Origin of the sequence: Curtobacterium sp. SGAir0471, from assembly GCF_005490985.1 — a bacterium.
Classification (GTDB): domain Bacteria; phylum Actinomycetota; class Actinomycetes; order Actinomycetales; family Microbacteriaceae; genus Curtobacterium.
Window position 1 is genome coordinate 1,335,748 of sequence record NZ_CP027869.1, and the last position, 23,358, is coordinate 1,359,105.

Below are 23,358 nucleotides of genomic sequence, written 5' to 3' on the forward strand. Positions count from 1 at the left end.
ACGGGTGTCCGGCCGGACGCCAGGCGCGGGGCGGGCCGGTGCCGCGCCTCCCGTCCGGCGCATGGTGATGTCGTTCCGTGCCGCCCGGCAGCGCTCGGTCCAGGCCTCGAAACGGTCGCGCCGTGCGGCCCTGCGGCCCGTGCGGGGAGCCGCGTGCGGCCCACGCGATGCGGCACCGCACTGCGCGATCCCGCACACAACGCCCCCGACCCCCCGTTCGGGTGTCGGCGTCCGCCGGGATCCCTCGTACCGTCGTCCCGACCGACCGGACACCCGACAGCGCCCGACCCGACGGAGCGCTGGTCCGTGAGGAACGAAGGACTGCCATGCCTGATCTGCCCGCCGGCGCACCGACGCGCCGTCGTCAGTGGGGTGCCGAGCGCCGGACCCGTCCGCTCGACACCCTGCACGCCCGCCCCTCCGACCGGAAGCTCGTCTCCGGGCGGGTGGCGATCATCCTGACCATCGCCTTCTGGCTGGCGTACGTCGTCTACACCGTGATCCGCCAGTTCCTCGACTACGGCACCGAGAGCTTCCGCTTCACCACCGAGGCGATCTCGTACCTCGTGGTGGTCACCTTCCTGACGTTCTCGGCGCTCATGCACCTGGTCGCCCGCCAGGGCGCGATGGAGCGCTTCGCGGCCCACGTGCGGGTCCCGCGCGCCGAGCTCGACCGGCACTTCGCGACCGGCCACGACGCACCGATGACCGTCCTCGTGCCGAGCTACGCCGAGGAGCCGGACGTCGTCGCGACCACCCTCTGGTCGGCGGCGCTCCAGGAGTACCCGGCCCTCCGCGTCGTCCTGTTGGTCGACGACGCGCCCTTCCCGACCGACCCGGAGACGCTCGACAAGCTCGAGCGCACCCGCGCGGTCGCGGGCCGCATCCAGGCACAGCTCGAGGCGCCCTCGCGCCGCTTCCAGGAGGCGCTGTTCTCCGCCGAGGTCGAGGCGGACGCGGCACCGTTCGCCAGCACGCACGCCCTCCGGACCCTCGTCGAGCACCACCGCTGGGCGGACGCGTGGCTGCGCCGCAACGCCCGCGAGCACGAGGTCGCCGACCACGTCGACCGGTTCTTCCACGACCAGGTGCTCGTCGGGCTCGCGGACGAGTTCCGCCTGACCGCCGAGGCGCTCGAGGCCGCGATCGCCGACGCCGTCGCCCTGGGGCAGGACTTCAGCGAGGTGACCTCCGCGCGGGCACTCGAGCTGCAGCGCCGTCTCGCCTGGACCTTCACGGCCGAGCTCACGACCTTCGAGCGCAAGCGGTACGTGAACCTGTCCGACGAGGCCAACAAGGCGATGAACCTCAACGCCTACATCGGTTTGATGGGCGGGGCGTACGCGTTCGACGAGACCGCGTCCGGCACCGTCCTGCGCACCGTCGCCGACCCGGCCGCCGCCGACCTGGTGGTCCCGGCCTCGGACTACCTCCTGACGCTCGACGCCGACTCCGTCCTGCTGCGCGACTACTGCCTGCGCCTGGTCTACTTCCTCGAGCAGCCGGAGAACGCCCGGGTCGCGGTGACGCAGACCCCGTACTCGTCCTTCCGCGGGGCCGCGACGCGCATCGAACGGCTCGCGGGTGCCACCACCGACATCCAGCACATCCTGCACCAGGGGATGTCCCGCTACGACGCCACCTTCTGGGTCGGGGCGAACGCCGTGATCCGCACGCAGGCGCTCCGCGACATCGAGGAGGTCGAGACCGTCGGCGGCTTCGAGGTGAAGCGCTACGTGCAGGACCGCACCGTGATCGAGGACACCGAGTCGAGCGTCGACCTGGGCATGCACGGGTGGACACTCGTCAACTACCCGGAGCGCCTGTCCTACAGCGCCACACCGCCGGACTTCGGGTCGCTCGTCGTCCAGCGCCGACGCTGGGCGAACGGTGGTCTCCTCATCCTGCCGAAGTACGTCCGACAGGTCCGCGAGCGCCGGGCCCGTGGCGAGCGGGTGGGTCTCGTCGAGATGGCGCTGCGCGTCAACTACATGGCGTCGATCACCTGGGCGTCGTTCGGGCTCGTCTTCCTGCTCGCGTACCCGTACGACTCGCGCCTGCTCAGCCCGATGGTGCTCCTCGCCGCGCTGCCGTACTTCTGGCTGCTGTCGAGCGACCTGCAGTACTGCGGGTACAAGCGCACCGACGTCCTCCGCATCTACGGCTTCAACCTCATCCTGACCCCGGTGAACGTCGCGGGCGTGCTCAAGAGCATCCAGCAGGCACTGACGGCCAAGAAGATCCCGTTCGCCCGGACGCCCAAGGTGCGGGACCGCACCGCCTCGCCGGCGCTCTACGTGCTCGCGCCGTACGCCATCGTGGCGTTCTCGGTCTTCACCTTCGTCCGCGACTACGGCGCGCAGAACTGGGGCAACGCGGTCTTCGCCGCCTTCAACGCCCTGCTCGCGACGTACGCGATCGTCGCCTACATCGGCGTGTGGAACTCCGTGGTCGACGTCTGGCTGTGGGCCACCCGGTGGATGTACTACGACCCGTCGGCGCGCGCGGCCCGCCGTGCCGCTCGTCGCGCCGCCCGCGCGGAGCGTCGCCACGGACGTCGTCGTCACGGGGTCGGCCCGGTCCCGGAGCCGGTCACCGAGGACTGGCACGCGGTCCTCTACTTCGGCCACGGCGGCGGCAACCTGCCCGTGCGCCACGACGCCGACGTCGTCGGTGCGACGGGCACGCGCCCGGTCGCGTCCACCCGGGCCGGCACGACCGGCACCCAGCAGGAACGGAGCGCAGCCTGATGTCGACGACGAGACGACTCTCCCCGGTCCGGGTCGCCATCGCGGTCGTGGTCGCCGCCGCCGTCGCGGTCGCCGGGTACGCCGGCTTCGACCGCTGGCACGCCGCGCAGGCGACCGAGCGGCAGCCCGCGTGGTTCGGCGCCTACACGGACGTCACCGCGACGCCGGCCTTCGCGTTCGAGGACGTCAAGTCGGCGAAGGGACGCAACGTCATGCTGTCCTTCGTCGTCGCCGACCACGACGACGCCTGCTCGCCGACGTGGGGGTCCTACTACTCGCTGCAGGGTGCGGCGGACCAGCTCGACCTCGACCGCCGTGTCGCCCGCCTGCAGCAGCAGCACGGCGAGGTCGGGGTGTCGTTCGGCGGCCTGACGAACGACGAGCTCGCAACCACCTGCACGAACGGGTCCGACCTGCTCGGCGCCTACCGCCAGGTCGTGGAGCGCTACGACCTGTCGACGGTCGACTTCGACGTCGAGGGCGACGACCTGACGAACCGCACCGCGGGGGAGCGCCGGGCGAAGGCGGTCGCGGCGCTGCAGGAGCAGCGTCGGGCGGCCGGCCACCCGCTCGCGGTGTGGCTCACCCTGCCGGCCGCACCCTCGGGCCTGACGTCCGACGGGACGACCGCGGTGTCGCAGTTCCTCGCCGCCGGTGTGGACCTCGCCGGCGTGAACGCCATGACCATGGACTACGGCGAGGCGAAGGGCTCCAGCCAGAGCATGTACTCGGCCTCGGTGCAGGCGCTGCAGGAGGTCCAGCGCCAGCTCGGCGTCCTGTACCAGCGCTCGGGCACGCCCCTCGGCGACGGCACGCTCTGGCACAAGGTCGGCGCGACCCCGATGATCGGGCAGAACGACGTCCGCGACGAGGTCTTCTCGCTGAGCGACGCCCGGAAGCTCAACGCCTGGGCGCGGGACCGCGGGCTGGGGCGGATGTCGATGTGGTCGTTGAACCGGGACACCACCTGCGGCTCGAACTACGTCAACCTGTCGACCGTCTCGAACTCGTGCTCGGGGGTCGACCAGCACGGACTGCTGTTCGCCGACGTGCTCGGCAAGGGCTTCACCGGCGGGATCGTCGCGGCAGCGTCCGACGTCACCGAGGCCGAGCCGTCGGCCACCGAGCAGCCCAACGACGACCCGAAGACCAGCCCGTACCCGGTCTGGGACCAGGACGCCTCGTACCTCGAGGGCACGAAGGTCGTGTGGCACCACAACGTCTACCAGGCGAAGTGGTGGACCTCGGGCGACCTGCCCGACGACCCGGTGCTCAGCGCCTACGAGACGCCGTGGCAGATCATCGGGCCGGTCCTGCCCGGTGAGAAGCCGGTGCAACCGCTCACCCTGCCCGCCGGCTCCTACGCCGCGTGGTCCGGCACGGCGCAGTACGACACGGGTGCCCGCGTCCTGTTCCACGGGATCCCGTACCAGTCGAAGTGGTGGAACACCGGCGACAGCCCCGAGGCGTCGACGAGCGACCCGGACGGCTCGCCCTGGGTGCGGCTGAAGGACGCCGAGGTGCGCCGGATCCTCGACGCCCTCGCTTCCGGGCAGCCCGCCCCGTCCGCGACGGCGACGCCGGCTCCGTGAGCGGTCGCACCGACGTGACCCGGTTCCGGTCTGGAGGCGCGGTGCGGGTCCGCCCCGCGCCTCCCGTCCGCCAGCTGGGTCACCTCGGTGCGTTCGCTGTGCGCGTGCTGGCGAGTTCTCCCCAGCCCCGTTCGGGGCTCCCGCGAGGTCACCCGTTTCCGATACGCTGGGGCGCCAAGAGGAGGAGGTCCACGATGCCAGAGCCAGTGGCCCCGCAGCCGGGCGGTCAGAAGACTCCGGAACAGCGGCTGGTCGACACCACCCTGACCTTCAGCATGGACATGGGAGCGGCCCTCACGGCCGAGTCCGGTGTCTCGACGGAAGAGCGCGAGGCGATCAACGCCCTGCCCTCCGGTTCGGCGTTGCTGGTGGTCCGTCGTGGCCCGAACGTCGGCGCGCGGTTCCTCCTCGACTCGGACGTCACGACGGCCGGGCGGCACCCCGCCGCGGACATCTTCCTCGACGACGTCACGGTCTCCCGCAAGCACGCCCAGTTCCTGCGTCACGGCACGGCCTTCAGCGTCAAGGACAACGGCTCCCTGAACGGCACCTACTTCGACGGCGTCCGCATCGACGAGGCGCTGCTCACCGACGGTGCCGAGGTGCAGGTCGGCAAGTTCCGCCTGACGTTCTACGCATCCCGGGTCGACCTGGCGCGCCTGGCGACCGCGTAGTGGCTGCGCGGTCCGCCGCAGCCCGGGCCGGTGCTGCGGTACCGGACCTGCTCACCATCGGGCAGGTCATCGCCCGGTTGAAGCCCGAGTTCCCCGACCTGTCGAGCTCGAAGCTCCGCTTCCTCGAGGAACGTGAGCTCGTCACACCGATCCGCACCGCGAGCGGGTACCGGAAGTTCTCGGCGGCAGACGTGGAGCGGCTCCGGATCGTCCTCGGACTGCAGCGCGACCACTACCTGCCGCTCAAGGTCATCAAGGACTACCTCGCCGACCTCGACGCCGGTCGCGAGCCCGTCCTCCCCGGTGGTGGGGACGCACCGAAGCCGTCGATCCTCGGTCGCGAGCGCCGGTACACCCGCGACGAGACGGTCCGTGCCGCGGGCGCCTCGCCGATGCTCCTGACCGATGCGGTCTCGGCGTCGCTGCTCCCCGCAGCGGACACCTACGGCGACGACGCCGTGGCCGTGCTCAAGGCCCTCGTCGAACTCCAGCGCACCGGAATCGAGCCGCGGCACCTGCGCACCATGCGCGGGGTCGTCGAGCGCGAGGTCGGGCTGATCGAGTCCGCGCTGATGCCGGTGTCCCGGCGCGGCGACGCCACGTCCCGCGCCAAGGCGACCGAACTCGCGCGGGAGATCGCCGGGCAGCTCGAGGTCGTCCGGTCGAACCTGGTCCGCGCGGCGATCGGTCGCCTCGACGCATGACCGGTCGTCGGGCGGCGTCCGGACTACGGGTGACCCCTGTCGACCGTCGGTGGTCAGGGCGTATCCTCGACACGCCGGACGCGCCGGTGCGGATGTGCCGGGCAGACCGTGCCCGAGTCGCTACCGTGGACCTCGAAACAACTCTCAACCCGTCGTTGAACCTTCTGGTGGGAGCTCGAACGTCGTGGAAGGCATGCACATGAGTGGGACTGACACCCCCGGTACCGAGTCCGAGATGACTCGGTACGACCTCGGCCTGCTCTTCACCGACGGCCTCCCCGAGCACGACGAGCAGAACGGCTACCGCGGCACCGTCGCCGCCCGTGCAGCCGGCATCTCCTACCGCCAGCTCGACTACTGGGCCCGGACCGAGCTCGTGCAGCCGACCATCCGTGGCGCTGCCGGCTCCGGTTCGCAGCGGCTCTACGGCTTCCGCGACATCCTCGTCCTCAAGCTCGTCAAGCGACTCCTCGACACCGGCATCTCGCTCCAGCAGATCCGCACCGCCGTGAACCAGCTCCGCGAGTCGGGGGTGTCCGACCTGGCCCAGACGACGCTGATGTCGGACGGGGCCTCGGTCTACCTCTGCACCTCCGACGACGAGGTCATCGACCTGGTGTCCCGCGGCCAGGGCGTGTTCGGCATCGCCGTCGGCAAGGTCCTGCGCGAGGTCGAGAGCTCCCTGGTCGAGCTCGACGCCACCCCGGCGGCCGACCCCGACGACGAGCTCGCCGCGCGCCGAGCCTCCCGCGCGTCCTAGCCGCCCCTCGCACGCACGCACGCTCGGCCTTTTTCCTCGGCCGGCGCTGTCATCGAAGCGCGCACGAGCGTGCACGATCCGTCACGCTCCCGCCCGCTGACGACGGGTCGCACCCGCTCGGCGTCCGACGCGCGGCGACGGCGTCCGGAAGACCGCCAGCTCCGGTCGCACGACCTGCCGCCTGCGTCCGCTGAGGTCGCACGACTTGCCGCTCAGCTTCCGGTGCGACGGCATGTCGTGCGACCAGGGCGGTAGCGCGAGTGCGGGATCGCCGGCCACCGCCCGACGCTGTACCGGCGCCGACCGAAGACCGACGACTTCCATTCGCCAGACTTCGACCTCCGAAGCCCGGATCGTCGACGCTTCCGGTCGCACGACACGCCACCGGCGTCCGCTGTAGTCGCACGGCATGCCGCCCGCAAGCCCTGTTGTCGCACGACCTGCCGCTCAGCTTCCGACGCGACGGCATGTCGTGCGACCAGGACGCGAGTGCGTGAGCGACGGCCGATCGCCGACCGTCGATCGACCGGCGCGGACCGACCGCCCACGCACGGTTCGTCGCCAGTTCCGGTTGCACGACATGCTGCCTGCGAGCGCCGTGGTCGCACGACCTGCCGCTCAGCTTCCGGCGCGACGGCATGTCGTGCGACGAGAACGAGCCGGGGCCCTGCCCCAGGCTAGGCAGGCCAGGCCATGCAGGCCGCGCCGGGCAGGCCAGCCCAGGCCAGGCAGGGCCTAGGCGGCGCCGCCCTCGGCGTAGGGGCCGATCTTGCCCGTGCGCATGATGCGCTCGAGCAGCTGGTCGAAGTTCTTCGCCATCTCCTGCGCGGACTCGCCCGGCCACACGTGCAGGGGCTTCGCCGCACCCTGCGCCTGTTGCAGCGACGTGCGCTCGGGCAGCTGCGGCGAGAGCACGAGCGGCCCGAACATGTCCCGGAGCTCCTTGATGCGGAACTGGTGCTCGAGCGACTGCACGCGCGCCCGGTTCACGATGATGCCGAGCGGCTGCAGCCGGGGGGAGAGGCCGCGGCGGATCTCCTCGATCGCGCGGAGGGCCCGGTCGGCGGCAGCCACGGAGAACAGACCCGGCTCGGTGACGACGGTCACGCGGTCCGACGCTGCCCAGGCGGTGCGGGTGAGGGCGTTCAGCGACGGTGCGCAGTCGATGAGCACGAGCTCGTAGTCCTGCTCGACGTTGGCCAGCGCCTCCTCGAGCTTCCAGATGTCCCGGATGGAGGGGTGCGGCCCGTCGAAGTTGATCGCCGAGGGGGAGCCGACGAGCACGTCGACCTTGCCCTGCGAACCCTTCGTCCACCCGGACGGGGCGATCGCCTGGCGGACGATCTTCTCCTTCGGGTTCTCGAGGACGTCGGCGACGTTGAGGTGGCCGGAGATGTCGATGTCGAGGCCCGTGGAGACGTCGGACTGCGGGTCGAGGTCCACCACCAGCGTGCGCAGTCCCTTGGCGAACGCGGCCGAAGTCAGGCCGAGCGTCACCGTCGTCTTGCCGACACCACCCTTGAGGGAGCTCACGCTGAGTACATGCACGGTGAGCCACGTTACCGCCAGTAGGGTTGTGACACCTCAACCCGGGCTGAAAGGGACGTCGTGTCCAGCAAGATCTCGGTCGCGAACCGTGGCCGGATCGCCCTGCACGCGTCCCGTGTCGCACCGTCCTCCGGTGCGGTCGTGCCCGAGGTCGCCGTCGGTGACGCCGTCGGCCGTCCCACGCTCCCGGCGTCCCCGCAGGTGGACGCCGCCGACCTCCTGGTGGTGCTGCACCAACATGACCGTCCGTCCCATCCGCCTGTTCGGTGACCCCGTCCTCCGTTCCCCCGCTGACCCGATCGCGCCCGGTGCGCTCGGCTCCCAGGGCGTCCGTGACCTCGTGCAGGACCTCCTCGACACCGTGCGGGAACCCGGTCGCGCCGGCGTGGCCGCCCCGCAGATCGGGGTCGGCCTGCGCGCGTTCTCGTACAACGTCGACGGCGAGGTCGGGTACGTGCTCAACCCCGAGGTCGTCGAGGTCCGCGGCGAGGTCGAGCTGATGGACGAGGGCTGCCTGTCCGTGCCCGGCCTGTCCTACCCGACGCCACGTTCCCCGTACGCCAAGGTCCGCGGCGTCGACGTCGACGGGGCCGAGGTCGTGCTCGAGGGCACCGGGCTGATGGCCGAGGCGCTGCAGCACGAGGTCGACCACCTCGACGGCACGGTGTACGTGATGACCCTCGACCCCGAGGTCCGCCGCGGGGCGCTCCGCGACATCCGCGCGCAGGCCTGGTTCCACTGAGCGCGAGCGTCCGGAACGCAACCGGACGAGCCGCTCTCGGCGAACAGGGCGTGACACCCCTTCGTGGGATTGTCCGGACATCCCGACCACGAGGTACCGTGTCCGCGTCGGCTTCCCACCGACGCGCATCCCACACCCTCAGGACACCCAGCATGACCGTTCAGAACGACGAGCTCAGCTCGCACCGTACCCGCACCAACCGCCGCCCGGACCCCGCACCGACGACGTCGTCGGTCGCCGTCCTCGACGCACCGGAGGTGCAGCAGGCCCCGGAGGCCTGAGCCGGCGTGCGGTCGCGTCCCGACGACGGGTCGCGCCCCGCGCGCACACGACACACGGGAGGCTCGGTGTCGGTCCGTCGGACCGGCACCGGGCCTCCCGTCCGTCGTCCCTACGCGCGGTTCCGTCGTCGGGACGCGACCACCGGGGTAGCCGTGGTCTGGACCTTCGAGCCCGAGTAGATGTGCTCCACGTCCGCGGCGAAGTCGCGCAGGACCACCGCGCGCTTGATCGTCAGCTTGGGGGTGAGGTGCCCCGACGCCTCCGTCAGCTCGGTGTCGACGATCGTGAAGGACCGCACCGACTCAGCGCGGGAGACGCGCTGGTTGGCGGTGTCAACGGCCTCCTGCACGGCGGCGTGCACGCGCTCGTCGTACGCTGCCGCGCGCGGGGTGAGCGCGGGGGAGATCCCACGGGCCTCGCACCAGCCCGGCAGCATCTCGCGGTCGAGCGTGACGAGCGCTGCGACGAACGGCTTGCCCTCGCCGACGACGACCACCTGCCCGACCAGCGGGTGTTCGCGGATGCCGTCCTCGAGCGGCGCCGGCGCGACGTTCTTGCCGCTCGCGGTGACGATGAGCTCCTTCGCCCGGCCGGTCACGGTGAGCACGCCGTCGGCGTCGAGCCGGCCGAGGTCACCGGTGCGGAACCAGCCGTCGGCGAAGGCCTTCGTCGTCGCCTCGTCGTTGTGCCAGTACCGGTCGAACACGTCGACGCCGCGGATCAGGATCTCGCCGTCGTCGGCGATGCGCACCTCGACGCCGGGGAGCGCGCGCCCCACCGTCCCGATCCGCAGCTCGTGCGCCCGGTTCACGGTCGCGGGGGCCGTCGTCTCGGTCAGCCCGTAGCCCTCGAGGATGTGCACGCCGATCGAGCGGAAGAAGTGCGAGAGGCGGGGGGAGAGCGGTGCGGACCCGCTGATCGCGTACTGCACCCGGCCGCCGATCGCGTCGCGGAGCTTCGCGTAGACGAGCTTGTCGAACAGGGCGAACCGGAGCTTCAGGCCGAGCGGCACCCGGCCGTCGGCGACGGCCTCGGAGTGCGCGACCGCGACGTCGGCGGCGGCACGGAAGACCTTGCCCTTGCCGCCCAGGTCGGCCTTCTGCTCCGCCGAGTTGTAGATCTTCTCGAACACCCGGGGGACGGCGAGCAGGAAGGTCGGCCGGAAGGTCGAGACCGCCCGCATCAGGTCGCGGGTGTCGGGCTCGTGGCCGACCAGCACGCCGGTCGAGATCGACATCACCGCGATGAACCGGGCGAACACGTGGGCCATCGGGATGAAGAGCAGTGTCGAGGACCCGTCCGCGACGACCTCGGGCATGGCCTCGGTGGCGCCCTCGACCGTGCCGGTGAAGTTGTCGTGGCGGAGGACGCAGCCCTTCGGGCGTCCGGTCGTGCCCGAGGTGTAGATGATCGTCGCGTCGTCGTGGCCGTGCACGTCCGCCGTCCGGGCGTCGAGTTCGGCGTCGGTGACGGTCTCGCCGAGGCGGACCAGGTCGTCGAGCCCACCGCCGTCGATGGTCCAGTGCTGGCCGAGGTGCGGCAGGTCCGGTGCGACGGCGGCCACCCGGCGGGCGTGCTCCTCCTGCTCGACCACGATCGCGACGGTCTCGGAGTCGGACAGGATCCAGCGGACCTGGTCGGGCGAGCTCGTCTCGTACACGGGCACGGACACGAGCCCGGCGGTCCAGACGGCGAAGTCGACGAGCGTCCACTCCATCCGGGTGCGGGACAGGATCGCGACGTGCGCGCCCGGTTCGAGCCCGGCGGCGACGAACCCCTTCGCGATGCCGCGGACGCGCGCGAGGGTGTCGGCGGCGCTCACCGTCGTCCACGTGTCGCCGTGCCGCTGGGCGAGGATCGGCCGGTCGGGTGTCCGACGTGCCCGTTCGGAGAGCAGCCGGCCGGCGGAGCCGTGGTCGGGTGCGGGGGTGGGTGCGGACTGCCGCTGATCGTTCACGGTTGACTCCCTCGTCGGCCGGTTCGACACGAGGACGCCTCGACGATGAGACGTCACCGCCAGCATACGGGCGTGGGCGTGCGGCACGGAGGGGGCGCAGCCGGGTTCGCAGCACCTCGTCAGCCGAACGGGCGTTCGGCACCGCTACGCGGAGGCGGTAGGCTCGACGCTCGTGCATGCCATCGGAATCGACATCGGGGGCACCAAGATCGCGGGAGCGGTCGTCTCGGAGCTCGGCGAGATCCTCGCCGAGGACCGCGTCGCCACCAACGCGGCGGACCCGGACGCCATGCTCGACGACGTCGTGACGATGGTCACGCGCCTGCGAGCAGCCCACGACGTGGGAGCGGTCGGTGTCGCGGCACCCGGGTTCATCGACGCCTCGCAGTCGATCGTCTACTACACGCCGAACATCCGGTGGCGGAACGAGCCCCTGCGGCAGAAGCTCCAGGAGCGCCTCGGCGACCTGCACATCACCGTCGACAACGACGCGAACGCGGCCGGCTGGGCGGAGTTCCGCTTCGGTGCCGGTCGACTCGTGTCGGACATGACCATGCTCACGATCGGCACGGGCGTCGGCGGCGCGATCGTCACCGAGGACCGGCTCTTCCGCGGCGGCTTCGGCACGGGCGGCGAGATCGGGCACCTGCGGATCGTCCCGAACGGCCTGCCCTGCGGGTGCGGCGCCCGTGGCTGCATCGAGCAGTACGGCTCCGGTCGTGCCCTGCAGCGCATGGCGAACGACGTCGCCGACGCCGGCGGCATCGGGTCGGCGCTCGCGGACGCCCGCGAGCAGAACGGCGGCCAGCTCGACGGGAAGATCGTCGGCGACCTGATCCTGGCCGACGACCCGGGGGCCCTCGCGGCGCTCCGTCGCCTCGGTCGGCACCTCGGCGAGGCGTGCGCCTCGCTGTCCGCCGTCCTCGACCCGCAGCTGTTCGTCTTCGGCGGCGGGGTCGCGAGCGCGGGGGACCGGCTGCTCGAGCCGATCAAGCAGGCGTACCTGAACAACCTGCCGGCGCGCGGCTACCACCCGGAACCCGACTTCGTGATCGCCGAGCTCGTGAACGACGCCGGTGTCGTCGGCGCCGCCGACCTCGCCCGCATCCACGCCCGCACGGCGTAGGGTCACCCCCGACGGTACGCGCGTCCCGAACTGGAGTCGACGGTGACCTACTGGCTGCTCAAGAACTTCCTGCTCGGCCCGCTCATCCTCACCCTCTTCCGGCCGTGGGTCGTCGGTCGTGAGCACGTGCCCGCGAAGGGTCCGGTGATCTTCGCGTCGAACCACATCTCGTTCATCGACTCGGTGATCCTGCCGGCGGTGCTCGACCGGCGGATCTCGTTCCTGGCGAAGAGTGACTACTTCACCGGCCGCGGCCTCAAGGGCTGGGCGACGAAGACGTTCTTCAACGCGATCGGACAGCTGCCGATCGACCGCTCGGGCGGCAAGGCCTCCGAGGCCTCGCTCCACACCGGGCTCCAGGTCCTGGCGCGCGGTGAGCAGCTCGGCATCTACCCCGAGGGCACCCGGAGCCCGGACGGCAAGCTCTACCGCGGCCGCACCGGCATCGCCCGGATGATCCTCGAGGGTCGGGTGACCGTCGTGCCGGTCGCGATGATCGGCACGCGCGAGGTGCAGCAGATCGGGCAGAAGTTCCCGAAGTTCAAGCGCGTCGGCGTCGTCTTCGGCAAGCCGCTCGACTTCTCGCGCTTCGAGGGGTTCGAGACCGACCGCTTCATCCTGCGCAGCGTCACCGACGAGGTCATGCACGAGCTCGCCGGGGTGAGCCGCCAGGAGTACGTCGACGTCTACGCGACGAGCGTCAAGGAGCGTGCCAGCAGTGCGCGCGAGCAGGTCATGAAGGACCGCCGGACGCCCACGGCCTGACGGACGACCGTCGCCACCGCTGCCGCGTCACGCGGGAGCGGGGCGTCCTGCCCGGACGGTAGGATCTGAGGACTCCGGCCCCGGCCGGACCGGCCTGCGCGCAGGCCATCCGCTCCCGCCCGACCCAGAACACCGAGGTACCGCCTTGATCGAGTCGACCGACGTCGTCGCCCTGCAGGATCCGGACGTGATCGAGGGCCTCGACCACTGGCGCACCCTGCCGATCAAGCAGCAGCCGACGTGGCCTGACCGTGCCGCTGCCGAGGCGGCCTCCGCCGAGATCGCGACGCTCCCGCCGCTCGTCTTCGCGGGCGAGGTCGACAAGCTCCGCGAGCGGCTCGCCGCCGCCGCCCAGGGCAGGGCCTTCCTGCTGCAGGGCGGCGACTGTGCCGAGACCTTCGCCGGCGCCACCGCGGACTCGATCCGCGACCGCGTCAAGACGATCCTGCAGATGGCCGTCGTGCTGACCTACGGCGCCTCGATGCCGGTCATCAAGATGGGCCGCATGGCGGGGCAGTTCGCCAAGCCGCGGTCGAGCGACTTCGAGACGCGCGGCGACGTGACGCTGCCGGCCTACCGCGGCGACATCGTGAACGGCTACGACTTCACGCCGGAGAGCCGCCAGGCCGACCCCCGTCGCCTGGTGCAGGGCTACCACACAGCCGCGTCGACGCTGAACCTCGTCCGCGCCTTCACCCAGGGCGGGTTCGCCGACCTGCGGCAGGTCCACTCGTGGAACAAGGGCTTCGCGTCGAACCCGGCGAACGCCCGCTACGAGCACCTGGCGAAGGAGATCGACCGCGCGATCCGCTTCATGGACGCCTGCGGTGCCGACTTCGAAGCGCTCAAGCACACCGAGTTCTACGCCTCGCACGAGGGGCTGCTCATGGACTACGAGCGCCCGATGACCCGCATCGACTCGCGCTCCGGCCTGGCCTACGACACGTCCGGGCACTTCATCTGGATCGGCGAGCGGACGCGTGACATCGACGGCGCACACGTCGACTTCCTGTCCCGCGTGCGGAACCCGATCGGGGTCAAGCTCGGCCCGACCACGAGCGTCGACGACATGAAGGCCCTGGTCGACACGCTCGACCCCGAGCGCGAGCCCGGCCGCCTCACGTTCATCACCCGCATGGGCGCCGGCAGGATCCGCGACGAACTCCCGAAGCTGCTCGAGGCCATCAAGGGCATGGACGCGAACCCGCTGTGGGTCACGGACCCGATGCACGGCAACGGGCTCACCACGCCGACCGGGTACAAGACCCGGCGCTTCGACGACGTGGTCGACGAGGTCCTCGGGTTCTTCGAGGCGCACCGACAGGTCGGGACCTACCCGGGCGGCATGCACGTCGAGCTCACCGGCGACGACGTCACGGAGTGCCTCGGCGGCTCCGAGCAGATCGACGAGGCGACCCTCGCGACGCGGTACGAGTCGCTGTGCGACCCGCGGCTCAACCACATGCAGTCGCTCGAGCTCGCCTTCCTGGTGGCCGAGGAGCTCAGCGCCCACCCGTACCAGCGGCCGTAGCCGCGACGGACGGACGGACGGGAGGCGCGGGGCCAGCTGGCACCGCGCCTCCCGTCCGTTCCGGCGCGCTGTCGGCCCGGCCCGGCCCGGCCCGGCCCGGCGTCTCGTCGGGCGCTGCCCTGGGCGCACGACCTGCCGCTCAGGTTCCGTCACGGCGGCACGTCGTGCGACCGGAACCGCCGCAGGCGGCACGTCGTGCGACCGGAACGGCCGCCGACACGGCGCGCACGGCGGCACGTCGTGCGACCGGAGCGACCGGCCCGACCGGTGCGGCCAGGCGTCTCGTGCGCCTACTGCTCGTAGGACAGCGTGATCGTGTCACCGCGGTGCACGGTCGACCCCTTGACCGGGTCCGTCGCGGTGACCGGGAGCGCCGACTTCCAGTCGTAGAAGCGGCAGAGCACGTTCGTGCATTCGGGGACCTCGACGTCGAGCCCGAGGTTCTCGAGGGTGGAGGTCGCCTCGTCGATGGTCTTGCCGGCGACGTCGGGCAGCGTGATCGGCGTCGGCCCCTTCGAGAGCACGAGGTCGACCGCCGAGCCCCGGACGGCGGGGGAGTCCTCGACGCTGGACGACACGACCTGGCCCTTCGGCACGTCGTCGCTGTAGCGCTCCTGCTGCGCACCGACGACCAGGCCGACCTCGTCGAGTGCCGCGGTCGCCGCGTCGAGGGTCTTGCCGGTGACGTCGGGCACCGCGCCGAGCGACACGGTGAGCGTGACCGGACCGCGCTCGGCGTACTCGCCGACCGACGCCAGGTCGACGGTCTGCCCGTCGGTACCGAGGCCCTTCGCCGCGATGACGGTGTCCTTCGGTGCGTCGGCCGAGAACTCGTACTGGTCGTCCTGCAGCTGGAAGTCGTCGTCGAGCGCCGCCGTCACGGTCGACAGGGGCTGCCCGACGATCGCGGGCAGGGCGATCATCCGCGGGCCGTCCGACACGACGATCTGCACCGGCGTGCCCTTGCGGACCTCGCGTGCTGCTGCGGGCTTCGTCGTCGACACCTGGCCCTTCGCCACCACGGCGTCGTACCGGCTGTCGGTGCGGGCCGTCGGCTCGAGGCCCTGGGCCTGGAGCAGCTGCCTGGCCTGCGCCACCGACTTGCCGGTGACCTCGGGGATGCGGACGTTGCCCCACGGGCCGGGGCCGAGGGCCCACCCGATCACACCGGCGAGCACCGCGAGCACGACGACGACCGCCAGGACGATCCACCCGCGCTTCCGGCGCTTGGCGGACTTGTCGGCCAGCCGTTGCCCGGCGGGGGAGAGCGCGCCGGGCTGGGAGCCCGTGCGGCGAGGCCCGGGTGCGCCGCGGCGACCGGGTGCTGCGGGAGCGCCGCCGGTGGAGCTCGCGATGACCCGTGTGGCGTCGTCCGGTGCACCGCCGTCGCGTCGCCCGGTGTCTGCCGAGGACGGCGCCGCGCTGCCGGCCGGCAGGATCGCGGTCGCATTCTCCGGCCGGAGTACGGCGGTGCGGTACTGGCCGGTCGCGCGCTGCTGGTTGCCCGAGATGTGGTCGAGCATCTCGCGGGCGTCGCGGGGACGGTCCTCGGGGTCGCGCGCGGTCGCCCAGGCGACGAGGTCGTCGAGCTCCGGCGGGACCCCGGGTTCCGCGGCGCTCGGCACCGGGACCGTGTCGTTGGCGTGCTGGTAGGCGATCTGCATCGGCTGGTCGCCCTTGTAGGGCTGCTCGCCGGTGAGCATCTCGTAGAGCATGATGCCGAGCGCGTAGATGTCGCTGCGCGAGTCGGCGGCGCCGCGCGTGACGAGCTCGGGGGACAGGTAGGCGATCGTCCCGAGCAGCGCCGCGCCGGTCGCGGTGTTCGCGGTCGTCGCCCGCGCCAGGCCGAAGTCGCCGAGCTTGATCCTGCCGTCGTCGGCGAGCAGTACGTTCTCGGGCTTGAGGTCACGGTGGACGATGCCGGCCTTGTGCGCCGACGCCAGGCCGGCGAGCACGGCGCGCAGGATGTCGGTGGCCTGTTCGGGGGTGAGGGCCCGGTGCTCCTGCAGGAGGTCCCGCAGCGTGATGCCCGGGATGTACTCCATGACGATGTACGCCGTGTCGTCCTCGGCGCCCTGGTCGTACACCCCGACGAGGTTCGGGTGCGAGAGCCGGGCGGCGGACCGGGCCTCCTGGATGAAGCGCTCCCGGAAGGCCTGGTCGTCGGCCAGGTGCCCGTGCATGATCTTGATCGCGACACGACGCTCGAGGCGGACGTCGGTGGCGAGGTACACGGTCGCCATGCCGCCGCGGGCGATGCGCGAGCGCACGCGGTACCGCTGGTCGATCATGCGACCGATCATCGGGTCCGTGGCGGCGTTCGTGGTCATCGGCGGCATTCTACGAAGCGCTGCCCGTGCGGCCCGACCTGACGCACCGACCGTGACCCAATCTCGATCTCGAGGATGAGTCGGCTGACCGGCCGACCACGTCCGCGCGTCAGAGCGAGGCCAGCAGCGCGCGCGCCGTCTGCTCCCACTTCGCGTACTCGTTCGGGTACGCGGAGACCTGGACGGCCTGGGCGGCGTCGGTCAGGGCCATCGACGACCAGCCGCGCACGCCGAGCAGCCCGCGGGTCTTGCCGGGGTTGCCGACGTAGAACAGCTCGGCGGCGGTGGCCGGGTCCTGCAGTGCGGCCTTCGTGCCCCAGCCCTGGCTCGGTCGCTGCTGGAACAGGCCGACGGAGTCGCGATCGCCGTGCGACAGGTTGCGCAGGCTCGACTCCTGGAGTGCGGCCGCGAGGGCGATGACGATGCCGCGGTCGGGGACGCCGAGGGTCCGGCCGACGCTGACGATCGTCGCCGCGTTGCGCCGCTGCTCGCCGGTCAGCTCGACCCCGTTGACGCTGCCGACCGCGGTCGTCACGGCGCCGCCGGTCGGGGTCGTGGTCGGCTTCGAGGTCGCGGCGGGCAGCACCAGGGTCTTGCCGGCGTAGATCGTGCTCGTGTAGCTGAGGCCGTTCGCGGCGAGGAGCGCCTTCACCGACACCCCGTGCTTCGCGGCGATGGCGCCGATGGTGTCACCGGTCGCGATCTTCACGCTCGTCGCAGCAGCGGGAGCGGGAGCGGCAGCCGGGGTGGACGCGACCGGAGCAGCCGCGGCGGGCGCGGACGCCGAGGCGGTCGTGCCGGCGCGCGGGATCGTCAGCGTCTGACCGGGGTAGATCAGCGCGCGCTGCGAGAGGTTGTTGGCCGCGAGGACCGACGAGGTCGACACGCCGTTGCGGGCGGCGATGCTCGACACGGTGTCGCCGGACTTCACGTGGTAGCTGCCGGTCGCACCGGTCGACGCCGGGGCTGCGGCGGGAGCGGCGGGCGCCGATGCCAGGTGGAGGGTCTGGCCGGGGTGGATGATCGTGTTCCACCCGAGGCCGTTGCGGACCAGGACCTCCTGCGCGGAGAGCCCGAAGCGCGCGGCGATCCCGGAGACGGTGTCGCCCTGGCGCACCGTGTAGGTCGTCGGGGCCTTCGACACGCTGGCCACCGTGGTGACGGTGGTGGTCGACGGGCGGGCGACGGCGGTGCCGAACACCGGACGGTCGCCGACGTTGCGGTCCTCGTCGACGTGCCGCTTCTTCGCGGCGTCGTCGTCGTGCCGGGGTTCGGCGTGTGCGACCGGGCCGGTGAGGCCGGCGGTGACGGCGATCGTCCCGGCGAGGACGATGGGCATGGTGGCGAACCGGGCGGATCGAGCGCGCCGGGCGGCGTCGTCTGCAGCGTTGTCCACGGGTTGTCTCCTGTCCTGGGTGAGCCGAGCGCGCGAGCGAGCACTCACAGGTGGCTCCACGCTGACATGGCGTGATTCCCAAGTCAACCAGAGAGTCGCGTGTTGCGTGTGTGACTCGTGTGACGGACGGGGCGGCGTCAACAGTGACCGCCGCTCTGGCAACATGGGGCGCGTGAGTGATGGACCCACCGACGACACGACCCTCTCCGAGCGCTGGCTGACGGTGCCCGACCTCGTGGACCTGCTCGGGGTGACCCCCGGGCGCATCCACCGCCTCTTCGAGCAGAAGACGCTGCTGCCCGCTCGCGTGGACGGCGTCCTGCGGGTGCCGAGCGAGTTCCTCGACGACGCCGAACCGCTGCCGGAGCTGCGCGGCACGCTGATCGTCCTCGGGGACAACGGGTTCTCCGACGACGAGGCCGTCCGCTGGATGCTCTCCGAGGAGCCGGCGCTCCGCACCTCGCCGATCGCCGCGCTGCGCGCCGGCCGCAAGGCCGAGGTGCGCCGCGTCGCGCAGTCCCTGCTCTAGCGACACCGGAGCCCCGCTCGGCGCGGGCCGCAGGACGGTCCGCGCCACGCTGGTCGCCCGACCGGGGCGACCGGACGACGGACGGGAGGCACGCGGCGGTGTCGCCACGGGCCTCCCGTCCGGTGTGACCCGCGTCTACGCGACGCGGCGGCTGACCGTGTCCGCCAGCGACAGCAGCTGGCCGCGCGCCGACGGGCTGAGCGGGGTGGCCTCGAGCGCTGCCTTGGCGCGCTGCACGTGCCGGTCGATCGAGCGCTCCACCGCGGCGACCGCACCGGACTCGGTGAGGGTCGCACGGAGCATCTGCACCTGCTCCTCGGTCAGGTCCGGGTCGCCGAGGAGTTCGTCGAGCAGCTGGCGGGGACCTGCCGACAGCGACTTGCGGGCGGAGGCGATGAGCACGGTGCGCTTGCCCTCACGGAGGTCGTCACCGGCGGGCTTGCCGGTCACCTCCGGGTCGCCGAAGACGCCGAGCACGTCGTCGCGGAGCTGGTAGGCGACGCCGAGGGGCAGACCGAACGAGCGGAGGCCCTCGAGCTGCGCCTCGGACGCGCCGGCGACCAGGGCGCCGATGACGAGCGGGGCCTCGATCGAGTACTTCGCCGACTTGAAGACGATGACGCGCTGCGCACGCACCAGGTGCTCGGACTCGTCGATCGACGGCCAGGCGGTCTCCTCGTGCACGTCGAGGTACTGCCCCGCGGTCACGTCGAGCCGCATCGTGTGGAACTCCTGGCGGACGATGCGCGCCCGCGCGGGGTCGAGCAGCGCGAGTCCCTCGTCGAAGACCGCGTCGCTCAGCGAGAGCAGCACGTCTCCGAGCAGCAGCGCCGAGTTCGTGCCGTACAGCGCGCGGTCGCCGACCCAGCCGGACTCCTCGTGCAGGGACTCGAAGCGCCGGTGTGCGGCGGGACGACCGCGACGCGTGTCCGAGCGGTCCATGATGTCGTCGTGCACCAGCGCCGCGGCGTGGAAGATCTCGAGCGCGGCGGCCACCGTGACGATCGCCTCGGCCGTGGTCTGGCGGGAGCCCTCCGCCAGGGGGTCGAACGAGCCGGAACGGCCGGCGACGGACTGCCACCCCCAGTAGCAGAACAGTGCCCGGAAGCGCTTGCCGCCGGACAGCAGGTCCCGGGCGTACCGGTCGAACGGCGCGAGGTCGGGGCTGATCGCGAGGAGCCGGTCACGCTGCTCGTCGAGTGCCCGGCCGACCCGTGCCGAAACGAGGTCCACTAATCGCGTACTCTCAGCCACGACTCCTACCCTAGTGGAGCGGCTGAGACGTAGGATCGGTCCACTTCAGCGATGCCACAACCCGGCGGCAACGCGGCACACCAGCGGTCACCCAGACAGCATCCCCAGGAACAAGAGGGAAACGAGATGCCACTCTCGGAGCAAGAGCAGCGACTCCTCGAGGAGATGGAGCGGAGCCTCTACCAGAACGACTCCGACTTCGTGGCGCGGGTCACGCGCCGCCAGGGTCGCGCCAGTTACACGTCGATCACGCTCGGGGTGCTGGGTGCACTCGTGGGGATCGCGATCGTCGTCGTCGCGCTCGTGATCAAGCAGCCGTGGCTCGGCCTGCCGGGCTTCATCGTGATGCTCGCCGGCGTGCTCTACGCGCTGCGCCCGGGCATGCGGATGCCGAAGTCGGGGGCGAAGGCGCCCAAGGCCGGCAAGGCATCGACCGGCCGCTCGCAGCGCTCGTCCTCGGGCGGATCGTTCATGGACCGCATGAACGAGCGCTGGGACAAGCGCAACGACCCCGGGCAGCAGTAGCCGTCCGGCAGCTCCTCCACACGCCTCCACGGGGCCGGTCCTTCGGGACCGGCCCCGTTCTCGTGTCCGGGGTCCGTCACGTGTTGCTGTGGCGGAGCGCAGTGCACGTGCCTGGCGGAGCCGGGCGTACTCGGCGGAACCGGGCGTGCCTCGCGGTACCGGGCGTACCTGACGGAACCGGGCGTACCCCGCGAAACCGGGCGTACCTGGCGGAATCGGGCGTACCTGGTCGGACGGAACCACCTGGTTCGCCCGTTTCCGCCTTCCATTGCGGGCGTTGTGGGAAGGAACGGGCGACGCGGGCGCCGGCGCGAGCGATGGCGGACGGGAGGCGCGGGGCGGGCAGGCGCCGTGCCTCCCGTCCGGCGCGCCCCCGCTCGCTCCTGAGACTGCGAAAGTCCTCCACTTCCCTCCACTGCCTCCACTTCGCTCCACGAGCCCATCGTTCCGCGGATCCGCGAGGCTGTCGGCGCGCTCCGGCCGCCCTCGGGATGCCCCAGTCCGGGGGATTCGGCGGTATTCGGGAGCGCCGACCGTTCCGCGGGGAGCGAAGTGGAGTAAAGTGGGGGTCACGACGGTCCGGTGGAGCGGAGGGGAGGCCCCGACGTGCTGCTCGGTACCCATGCCCCGAAGCTCGACGAGAAGGGTCGCGTGATCCTCCCCGCCAAGTTCCGGGACGAACTGTCCGGGGGACTCGTGATGACCCGCGGACAGGAGCGCTGCGTCGTGGTGTTCAGTGCGGACACGTTCGAGCAACTGCACGAACGGATCCGGACGGCTCCGATGACGTCGAAGCGCACCCGGGACTACATGCGCCTGTTCCTCTCCGGAGCGAGCGCGGAGACCCCGGACAAGCAGAACCGCGTGACGATCCCGCAGAACCTCCGTGAGTACGCGGGGCTCGAGCGGGACCTCACGGTCATCGGCAGCGGTGACCGTGCCGAGATCTGGTCGACCCCCGCGTGGGAGGCCTACTACGCCGAGGTCGAAGAGGGCTTCGCCGACAACGACGAGGAGGTGATCCCGGGGATCTTCTGATCCGCGGATCGGGACTCCCAGCCGTGGTGCCCTGACACACCTTCCCCGGTGTCAGGTCGCATGGATGGGGATCCGGATGCGTGGCCCGGAGGACCAGAGGGGCTGCACATGGCCGAAGACCAGCCGAAGTTCCCGCACACGCCGGTGATGCTCCAGCGCATCGTCGACCTGTTCGTCCCCGCCCTCGACGGGCCCGACAAGGTCGTCGTCGACGCCACCCTCGGCATGGGCGGACACTCAGAGGCGCTGCTCGAGCGCTTCCCCGAGCTCACGCTCATCGGGCTCGACCGCGACACCGACGCGCTCGGCATCGCGGGGGAGCGGCTCGCGCGCTTCGGCGACCGCGTACGGCTCGTCCACACCGTGTACGACGGCATCGTCAAGGCGGTCGAGGGCGAGGGGTTCGACGCGGTCGACGGTGTGCTGTTCGACCTCGGGGTCAGCTCCCTGCAGCTGGACCGTGCAGAGCGAGGCTTCGCCTACAGCCAGGACGCCCCGCTCGACATGCGGATGGACCGGACCGAGGGGCAGACCGCCGCGGACGTCCTCGCGACCTACGACGAGGGCGAGCTGCGCCGGATCTTCCAGCGCTACGGCGAGGAGAAGCTCGCCGGGCGCTACGCCCGCGCCATCGTCGATCGCCGCGCCGAGCGCCCCTTCACGATGTCCGGGGACCTGGTGCAGGTCCTGCACGACGCCACCCCCGTCGCCGTGCAGCGGCAGGGACACCCGGCGAAGCGCGTCTTCCAGGCGCTCCGCATCGAGGTGAACGCCGAGCTCGCCGTGCTCGAGCGGGCGATCCCGGCCGCGCTCGACGTGATCGCCGTGGGTGGCCGCATCGTCGTCGAGTCCTACCAGTCGCTCGAGGACCGCCTCGTGAAGCGGGCCCTCGTCGAGCGCACCACCTCGAGCGCCCCGGCCGGCCTGCCGATCGAGCTGCCGGAGCACGCTCCCACCTACTCCCTCGTCGTCAAGGGCGCGGAACTGGCCGACGAGGCCGAACGCGCCGCCAACCCCCGAGCCATCCCCGTGCGCCTGCGCGCGGCCGAGCGGATCCGGAAGTGACATGAGCACGAACCTCGCACTCGTCGACCCCGTCGGCGCACCGTCGCGTGCCCCGCAGCCGCCCCGCCGGGCGCGCCCCGAGCTCGTCGAGGTCGCCCCGTCGAAGGCGCAGCGTCGGGCACGGCCGAAGGTCGCCTACGCCGTGGTCGGGGTCGTCGCGCTCGGCGTGCTGCTCCTCGCGCAGCTCGGCATCAGCATGGTGCTCAGCCAGGGTGCGTACACGTTGGACTCCCTCGGGGCCGAGCAGACGAAGCTCTCCCGCACGCAGCAGTCGCTGTCCGAGGAGCTCCGGGTGCTCGACTCGCCGCAGAACCTTGCACGCAACGCCAAGGCGCTGGGGATGATCGCGAACTCGACGCCGGTCTACCTCGACCCGAAGACGGGCCACGTCTACGGCACGCCGACCCCGGCGGCCCCGGACGAGGTGACCGCGAGCGGCGACAACCAGGTCCCCAACGCCCTGCTCGACCCGGTCCCGCTCGCCGCGGGGCCCGACGCCAGCGCCGGGAAGGCCGGCGCGACCGACGGCGGCACGTCCGCGGGCGGCGCCGGCTCGACCGCGGCCACGGGCAGCACGAGCACGACCGACGGCAGCGCGACGGCCGACGGCACGTCCGGCACCGCGGGCAGCACGAGCACCGCCGCCGGTGGCTCCTCGGCCACCGACGCTGAGAAGAGCGCAGGCGCCAGCGAGTCGGGCCGGACGGGCTCGACCACCGACGTAGAGTCCGACGCGAACCCGCTCCAGGCACCCACCACCCGGTGACCTGCGGGCGGGATCGGACTGCCG

General features: G+C 71.8%; 21 protein-coding genes. 16 read left to right on the forward strand and 5 right to left on the reverse strand.

Going from position 1 to position 23,358, the window contains the following annotated elements; translation table 11 throughout:
- Positions 1-326: 326 nt before the first annotated feature.
- From C1N91_RS06150 to C1N91_RS06170, 5 genes are all read left to right on the forward strand, one after another.
- The gene (locus tag C1N91_RS06150) at positions 327-2,750 is read left to right on the forward strand and encodes a glycosyltransferase family 2 protein (RefSeq protein ID WP_137767033.1); all 2,424 of its coding nucleotides are present in this window, start codon (positions 327-329) and stop codon (positions 2,748-2,750) included.
- A complete protein-coding gene (locus C1N91_RS06155) occupies positions 2,750-4,342 on the forward strand; it encodes a chitinase (RefSeq protein ID WP_137767034.1) in 1,593 nt (530 codons plus the stop codon). Before C1N91_RS06150 ends, C1N91_RS06155 begins: the two co-directional genes overlap by 1 nt.
- 194 nt (positions 4,343-4,536) lie before the next feature.
- Complete coding sequence (locus C1N91_RS06160) at positions 4,537-5,016, forward strand: FHA domain-containing protein (protein WP_137767035.1); 480 nt, start codon at positions 4,537-4,539, stop codon at positions 5,014-5,016.
- Positions 5,016-5,720 (forward strand): transcriptional regulator FtsR, encoded by a 705-nt coding sequence (gene ftsR, locus C1N91_RS06165; RefSeq protein ID WP_137767036.1) that lies wholly within the window; start codon positions 5,016-5,018, stop codon positions 5,718-5,720. Before C1N91_RS06160 ends, ftsR begins: the two co-directional genes overlap by 1 nt.
- A gap of 199 nt (positions 5,721-5,919) precedes the next feature.
- A complete protein-coding gene (locus C1N91_RS06170) occupies positions 5,920-6,480 on the forward strand; it encodes a MerR family transcriptional regulator (protein WP_058729221.1) in 561 nt (186 codons plus the stop codon).
- A 735-nt stretch (positions 6,481-7,215) separates the two neighbouring features.
- On the opposite strand, the gene C1N91_RS06175 is transcribed toward C1N91_RS06170, so the two are convergent.
- The gene (locus C1N91_RS06175) at positions 7,216-8,028 is read right to left on the reverse strand and encodes a ParA family protein (protein WP_058729211.1); all 813 of its coding nucleotides are present in this window, start codon (positions 8,026-8,028) and stop codon (positions 7,216-7,218) included.
- Between the two features lie 60 nt (positions 8,029-8,088).
- On the opposite strand from C1N91_RS06175, the gene C1N91_RS06180 reads away from it, so the two are divergent.
- The 3 genes from C1N91_RS06180 (at position 8,089) to C1N91_RS17110 (ending at position 9,051) form a co-directional block, all read left to right on the forward strand.
- Complete coding sequence (locus C1N91_RS06180; RefSeq protein WP_137767037.1) at positions 8,089-8,298, forward strand: hypothetical protein; 210 nt, start codon at positions 8,089-8,091, stop codon at positions 8,296-8,298.
- Positions 8,267-8,770 carry a peptide deformylase gene (locus C1N91_RS06185; RefSeq protein WP_058729212.1) on the forward strand — a complete coding sequence of 168 codons (504 nt, stop codon included), beginning with the start codon at positions 8,267-8,269 and terminating at the stop codon, positions 8,768-8,770. Before C1N91_RS06180 ends, C1N91_RS06185 begins: the two co-directional genes overlap by 32 nt.
- A 152-nt stretch (positions 8,771-8,922) precedes the next feature.
- The gene (locus C1N91_RS17110; protein WP_263480178.1) at positions 8,923-9,051 is read left to right on the forward strand and encodes a hypothetical protein; all 129 of its coding nucleotides are present in this window, start codon (positions 8,923-8,925) and stop codon (positions 9,049-9,051) included.
- 110 nt (positions 9,052-9,161) lie between these two features.
- On the opposite strand, the gene C1N91_RS06190 is transcribed toward C1N91_RS17110, so the two are convergent.
- The gene (locus C1N91_RS06190; RefSeq protein WP_254678369.1) at positions 9,162-11,009 is read right to left on the reverse strand and encodes an AMP-dependent synthetase/ligase; all 1,848 of its coding nucleotides are present in this window, start codon (positions 11,007-11,009) and stop codon (positions 9,162-9,164) included.
- Positions 11,010-11,181: 172 nt separating this feature from the next.
- Between C1N91_RS06190 and C1N91_RS06195 the strand changes: the two genes are divergently transcribed.
- The 3 genes from C1N91_RS06195 (at position 11,182) to C1N91_RS06205 (ending at position 14,431) form a co-directional block, all read left to right on the forward strand.
- Complete coding sequence (locus C1N91_RS06195; RefSeq protein ID WP_058729214.1) at positions 11,182-12,135, forward strand: ROK family glucokinase; 954 nt, start codon at positions 11,182-11,184, stop codon at positions 12,133-12,135.
- Between the two features lie 42 nt (positions 12,136-12,177).
- Positions 12,178-12,900 (forward strand): lysophospholipid acyltransferase family protein, encoded by a 723-nt coding sequence (locus C1N91_RS06200; protein ID WP_058729215.1) that lies wholly within the window; start codon positions 12,178-12,180, stop codon positions 12,898-12,900.
- Positions 12,901-13,087: 187 nt separating this feature from the next.
- Positions 13,088-14,431 carry a class II 3-deoxy-7-phosphoheptulonate synthase gene (locus tag C1N91_RS06205; RefSeq protein ID WP_137768692.1) on the forward strand — a complete coding sequence of 448 codons (1,344 nt, stop codon included), beginning with the start codon at positions 13,088-13,090 and terminating at the stop codon, positions 14,429-14,431.
- 290 nt (positions 14,432-14,721) lie between these two features.
- Here C1N91_RS06205 and pknB read toward each other — a convergent pair whose 3' ends face one another.
- Positions 14,722-16,761 carry a Stk1 family PASTA domain-containing Ser/Thr kinase gene (pknB, locus tag C1N91_RS06210; protein WP_175415930.1) on the reverse strand — a complete coding sequence of 680 codons (2,040 nt, stop codon included), beginning with the start codon at positions 16,759-16,761 and terminating at the stop codon, positions 14,722-14,724.
- A 109-nt stretch (positions 16,762-16,870) separates the two neighbouring features.
- On the reverse strand, positions 16,871-18,100 hold the full coding sequence (locus tag C1N91_RS06215) for a LysM peptidoglycan-binding domain-containing protein (protein WP_137768693.1): 1,230 nt from the start codon (positions 18,098-18,100) through the stop codon (positions 16,871-16,873).
- 220 nt (positions 18,101-18,320) lie between these two features.
- Between C1N91_RS06215 and C1N91_RS06220 the strand changes: the two genes are divergently transcribed.
- Positions 18,321-18,686, forward strand: coding sequence for an Rv2175c family DNA-binding protein (locus C1N91_RS06220; RefSeq protein ID WP_137767039.1), 366 nt, complete (start codon positions 18,321-18,323; stop codon positions 18,684-18,686).
- Positions 18,687-18,821: 135 nt separating this feature from the next.
- On the opposite strand, the gene C1N91_RS06225 is transcribed toward C1N91_RS06220, so the two are convergent.
- Positions 18,822-19,919 (reverse strand): polyprenyl synthetase family protein, encoded by a 1,098-nt coding sequence (locus tag C1N91_RS06225; protein WP_254678371.1) that lies wholly within the window; start codon positions 19,917-19,919, stop codon positions 18,822-18,824.
- A gap of 147 nt (positions 19,920-20,066) precedes the next feature.
- Here C1N91_RS06225 and C1N91_RS06230 point away from each other — a divergent pair, with 147 nt between their 5' ends.
- The 4 genes from C1N91_RS06230 to C1N91_RS06245 all read left to right on the forward strand — a co-directional run bounded on the left by C1N91_RS06230 (position 20,067) and on the right by C1N91_RS06245 (position 23,334).
- On the forward strand, positions 20,067-20,465 hold the full coding sequence (locus tag C1N91_RS06230; protein ID WP_137767041.1) for a DUF3040 domain-containing protein: 399 nt from the start codon (positions 20,067-20,069) through the stop codon (positions 20,463-20,465).
- A 606-nt stretch (positions 20,466-21,071) separates the two neighbouring features.
- On the forward strand, positions 21,072-21,503 hold the full coding sequence (gene mraZ, locus C1N91_RS06235) for a division/cell wall cluster transcriptional repressor MraZ (protein ID WP_058729729.1): 432 nt from the start codon (positions 21,072-21,074) through the stop codon (positions 21,501-21,503).
- A 108-nt stretch (positions 21,504-21,611) separates the two neighbouring features.
- Complete coding sequence (gene rsmH, locus C1N91_RS06240) at positions 21,612-22,568, forward strand: 16S rRNA (cytosine(1402)-N(4))-methyltransferase RsmH (protein WP_137767042.1); 957 nt, start codon at positions 21,612-21,614, stop codon at positions 22,566-22,568.
- A 1-nt stretch (position 22,569) separates the two neighbouring features.
- A complete protein-coding gene (locus C1N91_RS06245) occupies positions 22,570-23,334 on the forward strand; it encodes a hypothetical protein (RefSeq protein ID WP_137767043.1) in 765 nt (254 codons plus the stop codon).
- Positions 23,335-23,358 lie beyond the last annotated feature (24 nt).

Coding starts and splice junctions, on each gene's coding strand:
- C1N91_RS06150 (WP_137767033.1), top strand. CDS start 327: ATGCCTGATCTGCCCGCCGGCGCACCGACGCGCCGTCGTCAGTGGGGT.
- C1N91_RS06160 (WP_137767035.1), top strand. CDS start 4,537: ATGCCAGAGCCAGTGGCCCCGCAGCCGGGCGGTCAGAAGACTCCGGAA.
- C1N91_RS06185 (WP_058729212.1), top strand. CDS start 8,267: ATGACCGTCCGTCCCATCCGCCTGTTCGGTGACCCCGTCCTCCGTTCC.
- C1N91_RS17110 (WP_263480178.1), top strand. CDS start 8,923: ATGACCGTTCAGAACGACGAGCTCAGCTCGCACCGTACCCGCACCAAC.
- rsmH (WP_137767042.1), top strand. CDS start 21,612: ATGGCCGAAGACCAGCCGAAGTTCCCGCACACGCCGGTGATGCTCCAG.
- pknB (WP_175415930.1), bottom strand. CDS start 16,761: ATGACCACGAACGCCGCCACGGACCCGATGATCGGTCGCATGATCGAC.
- C1N91_RS06220 (WP_137767039.1), top strand. CDS start 18,321: ATGGGGCGCGTGAGTGATGGACCCACCGACGACACGACCCTCTCCGAG.
- C1N91_RS06170 (WP_058729221.1), top strand. CDS start 5,920: ATGAGTGGGACTGACACCCCCGGTACCGAGTCCGAGATGACTCGGTAC.
- C1N91_RS06215 (WP_137768693.1), bottom strand. CDS start 18,100: ATGCCCATCGTCCTCGCCGGGACGATCGCCGTCACCGCCGGCCTCACC.
- C1N91_RS06155 (WP_137767034.1), top strand. CDS start 2,750: ATGTCGACGACGAGACGACTCTCCCCGGTCCGGGTCGCCATCGCGGTC.
- C1N91_RS06230 (WP_137767041.1), top strand. CDS start 20,067: ATGCCACTCTCGGAGCAAGAGCAGCGACTCCTCGAGGAGATGGAGCGG.
- C1N91_RS06245 (WP_137767043.1), top strand. CDS start 22,570: ATGAGCACGAACCTCGCACTCGTCGACCCCGTCGGCGCACCGTCGCGT.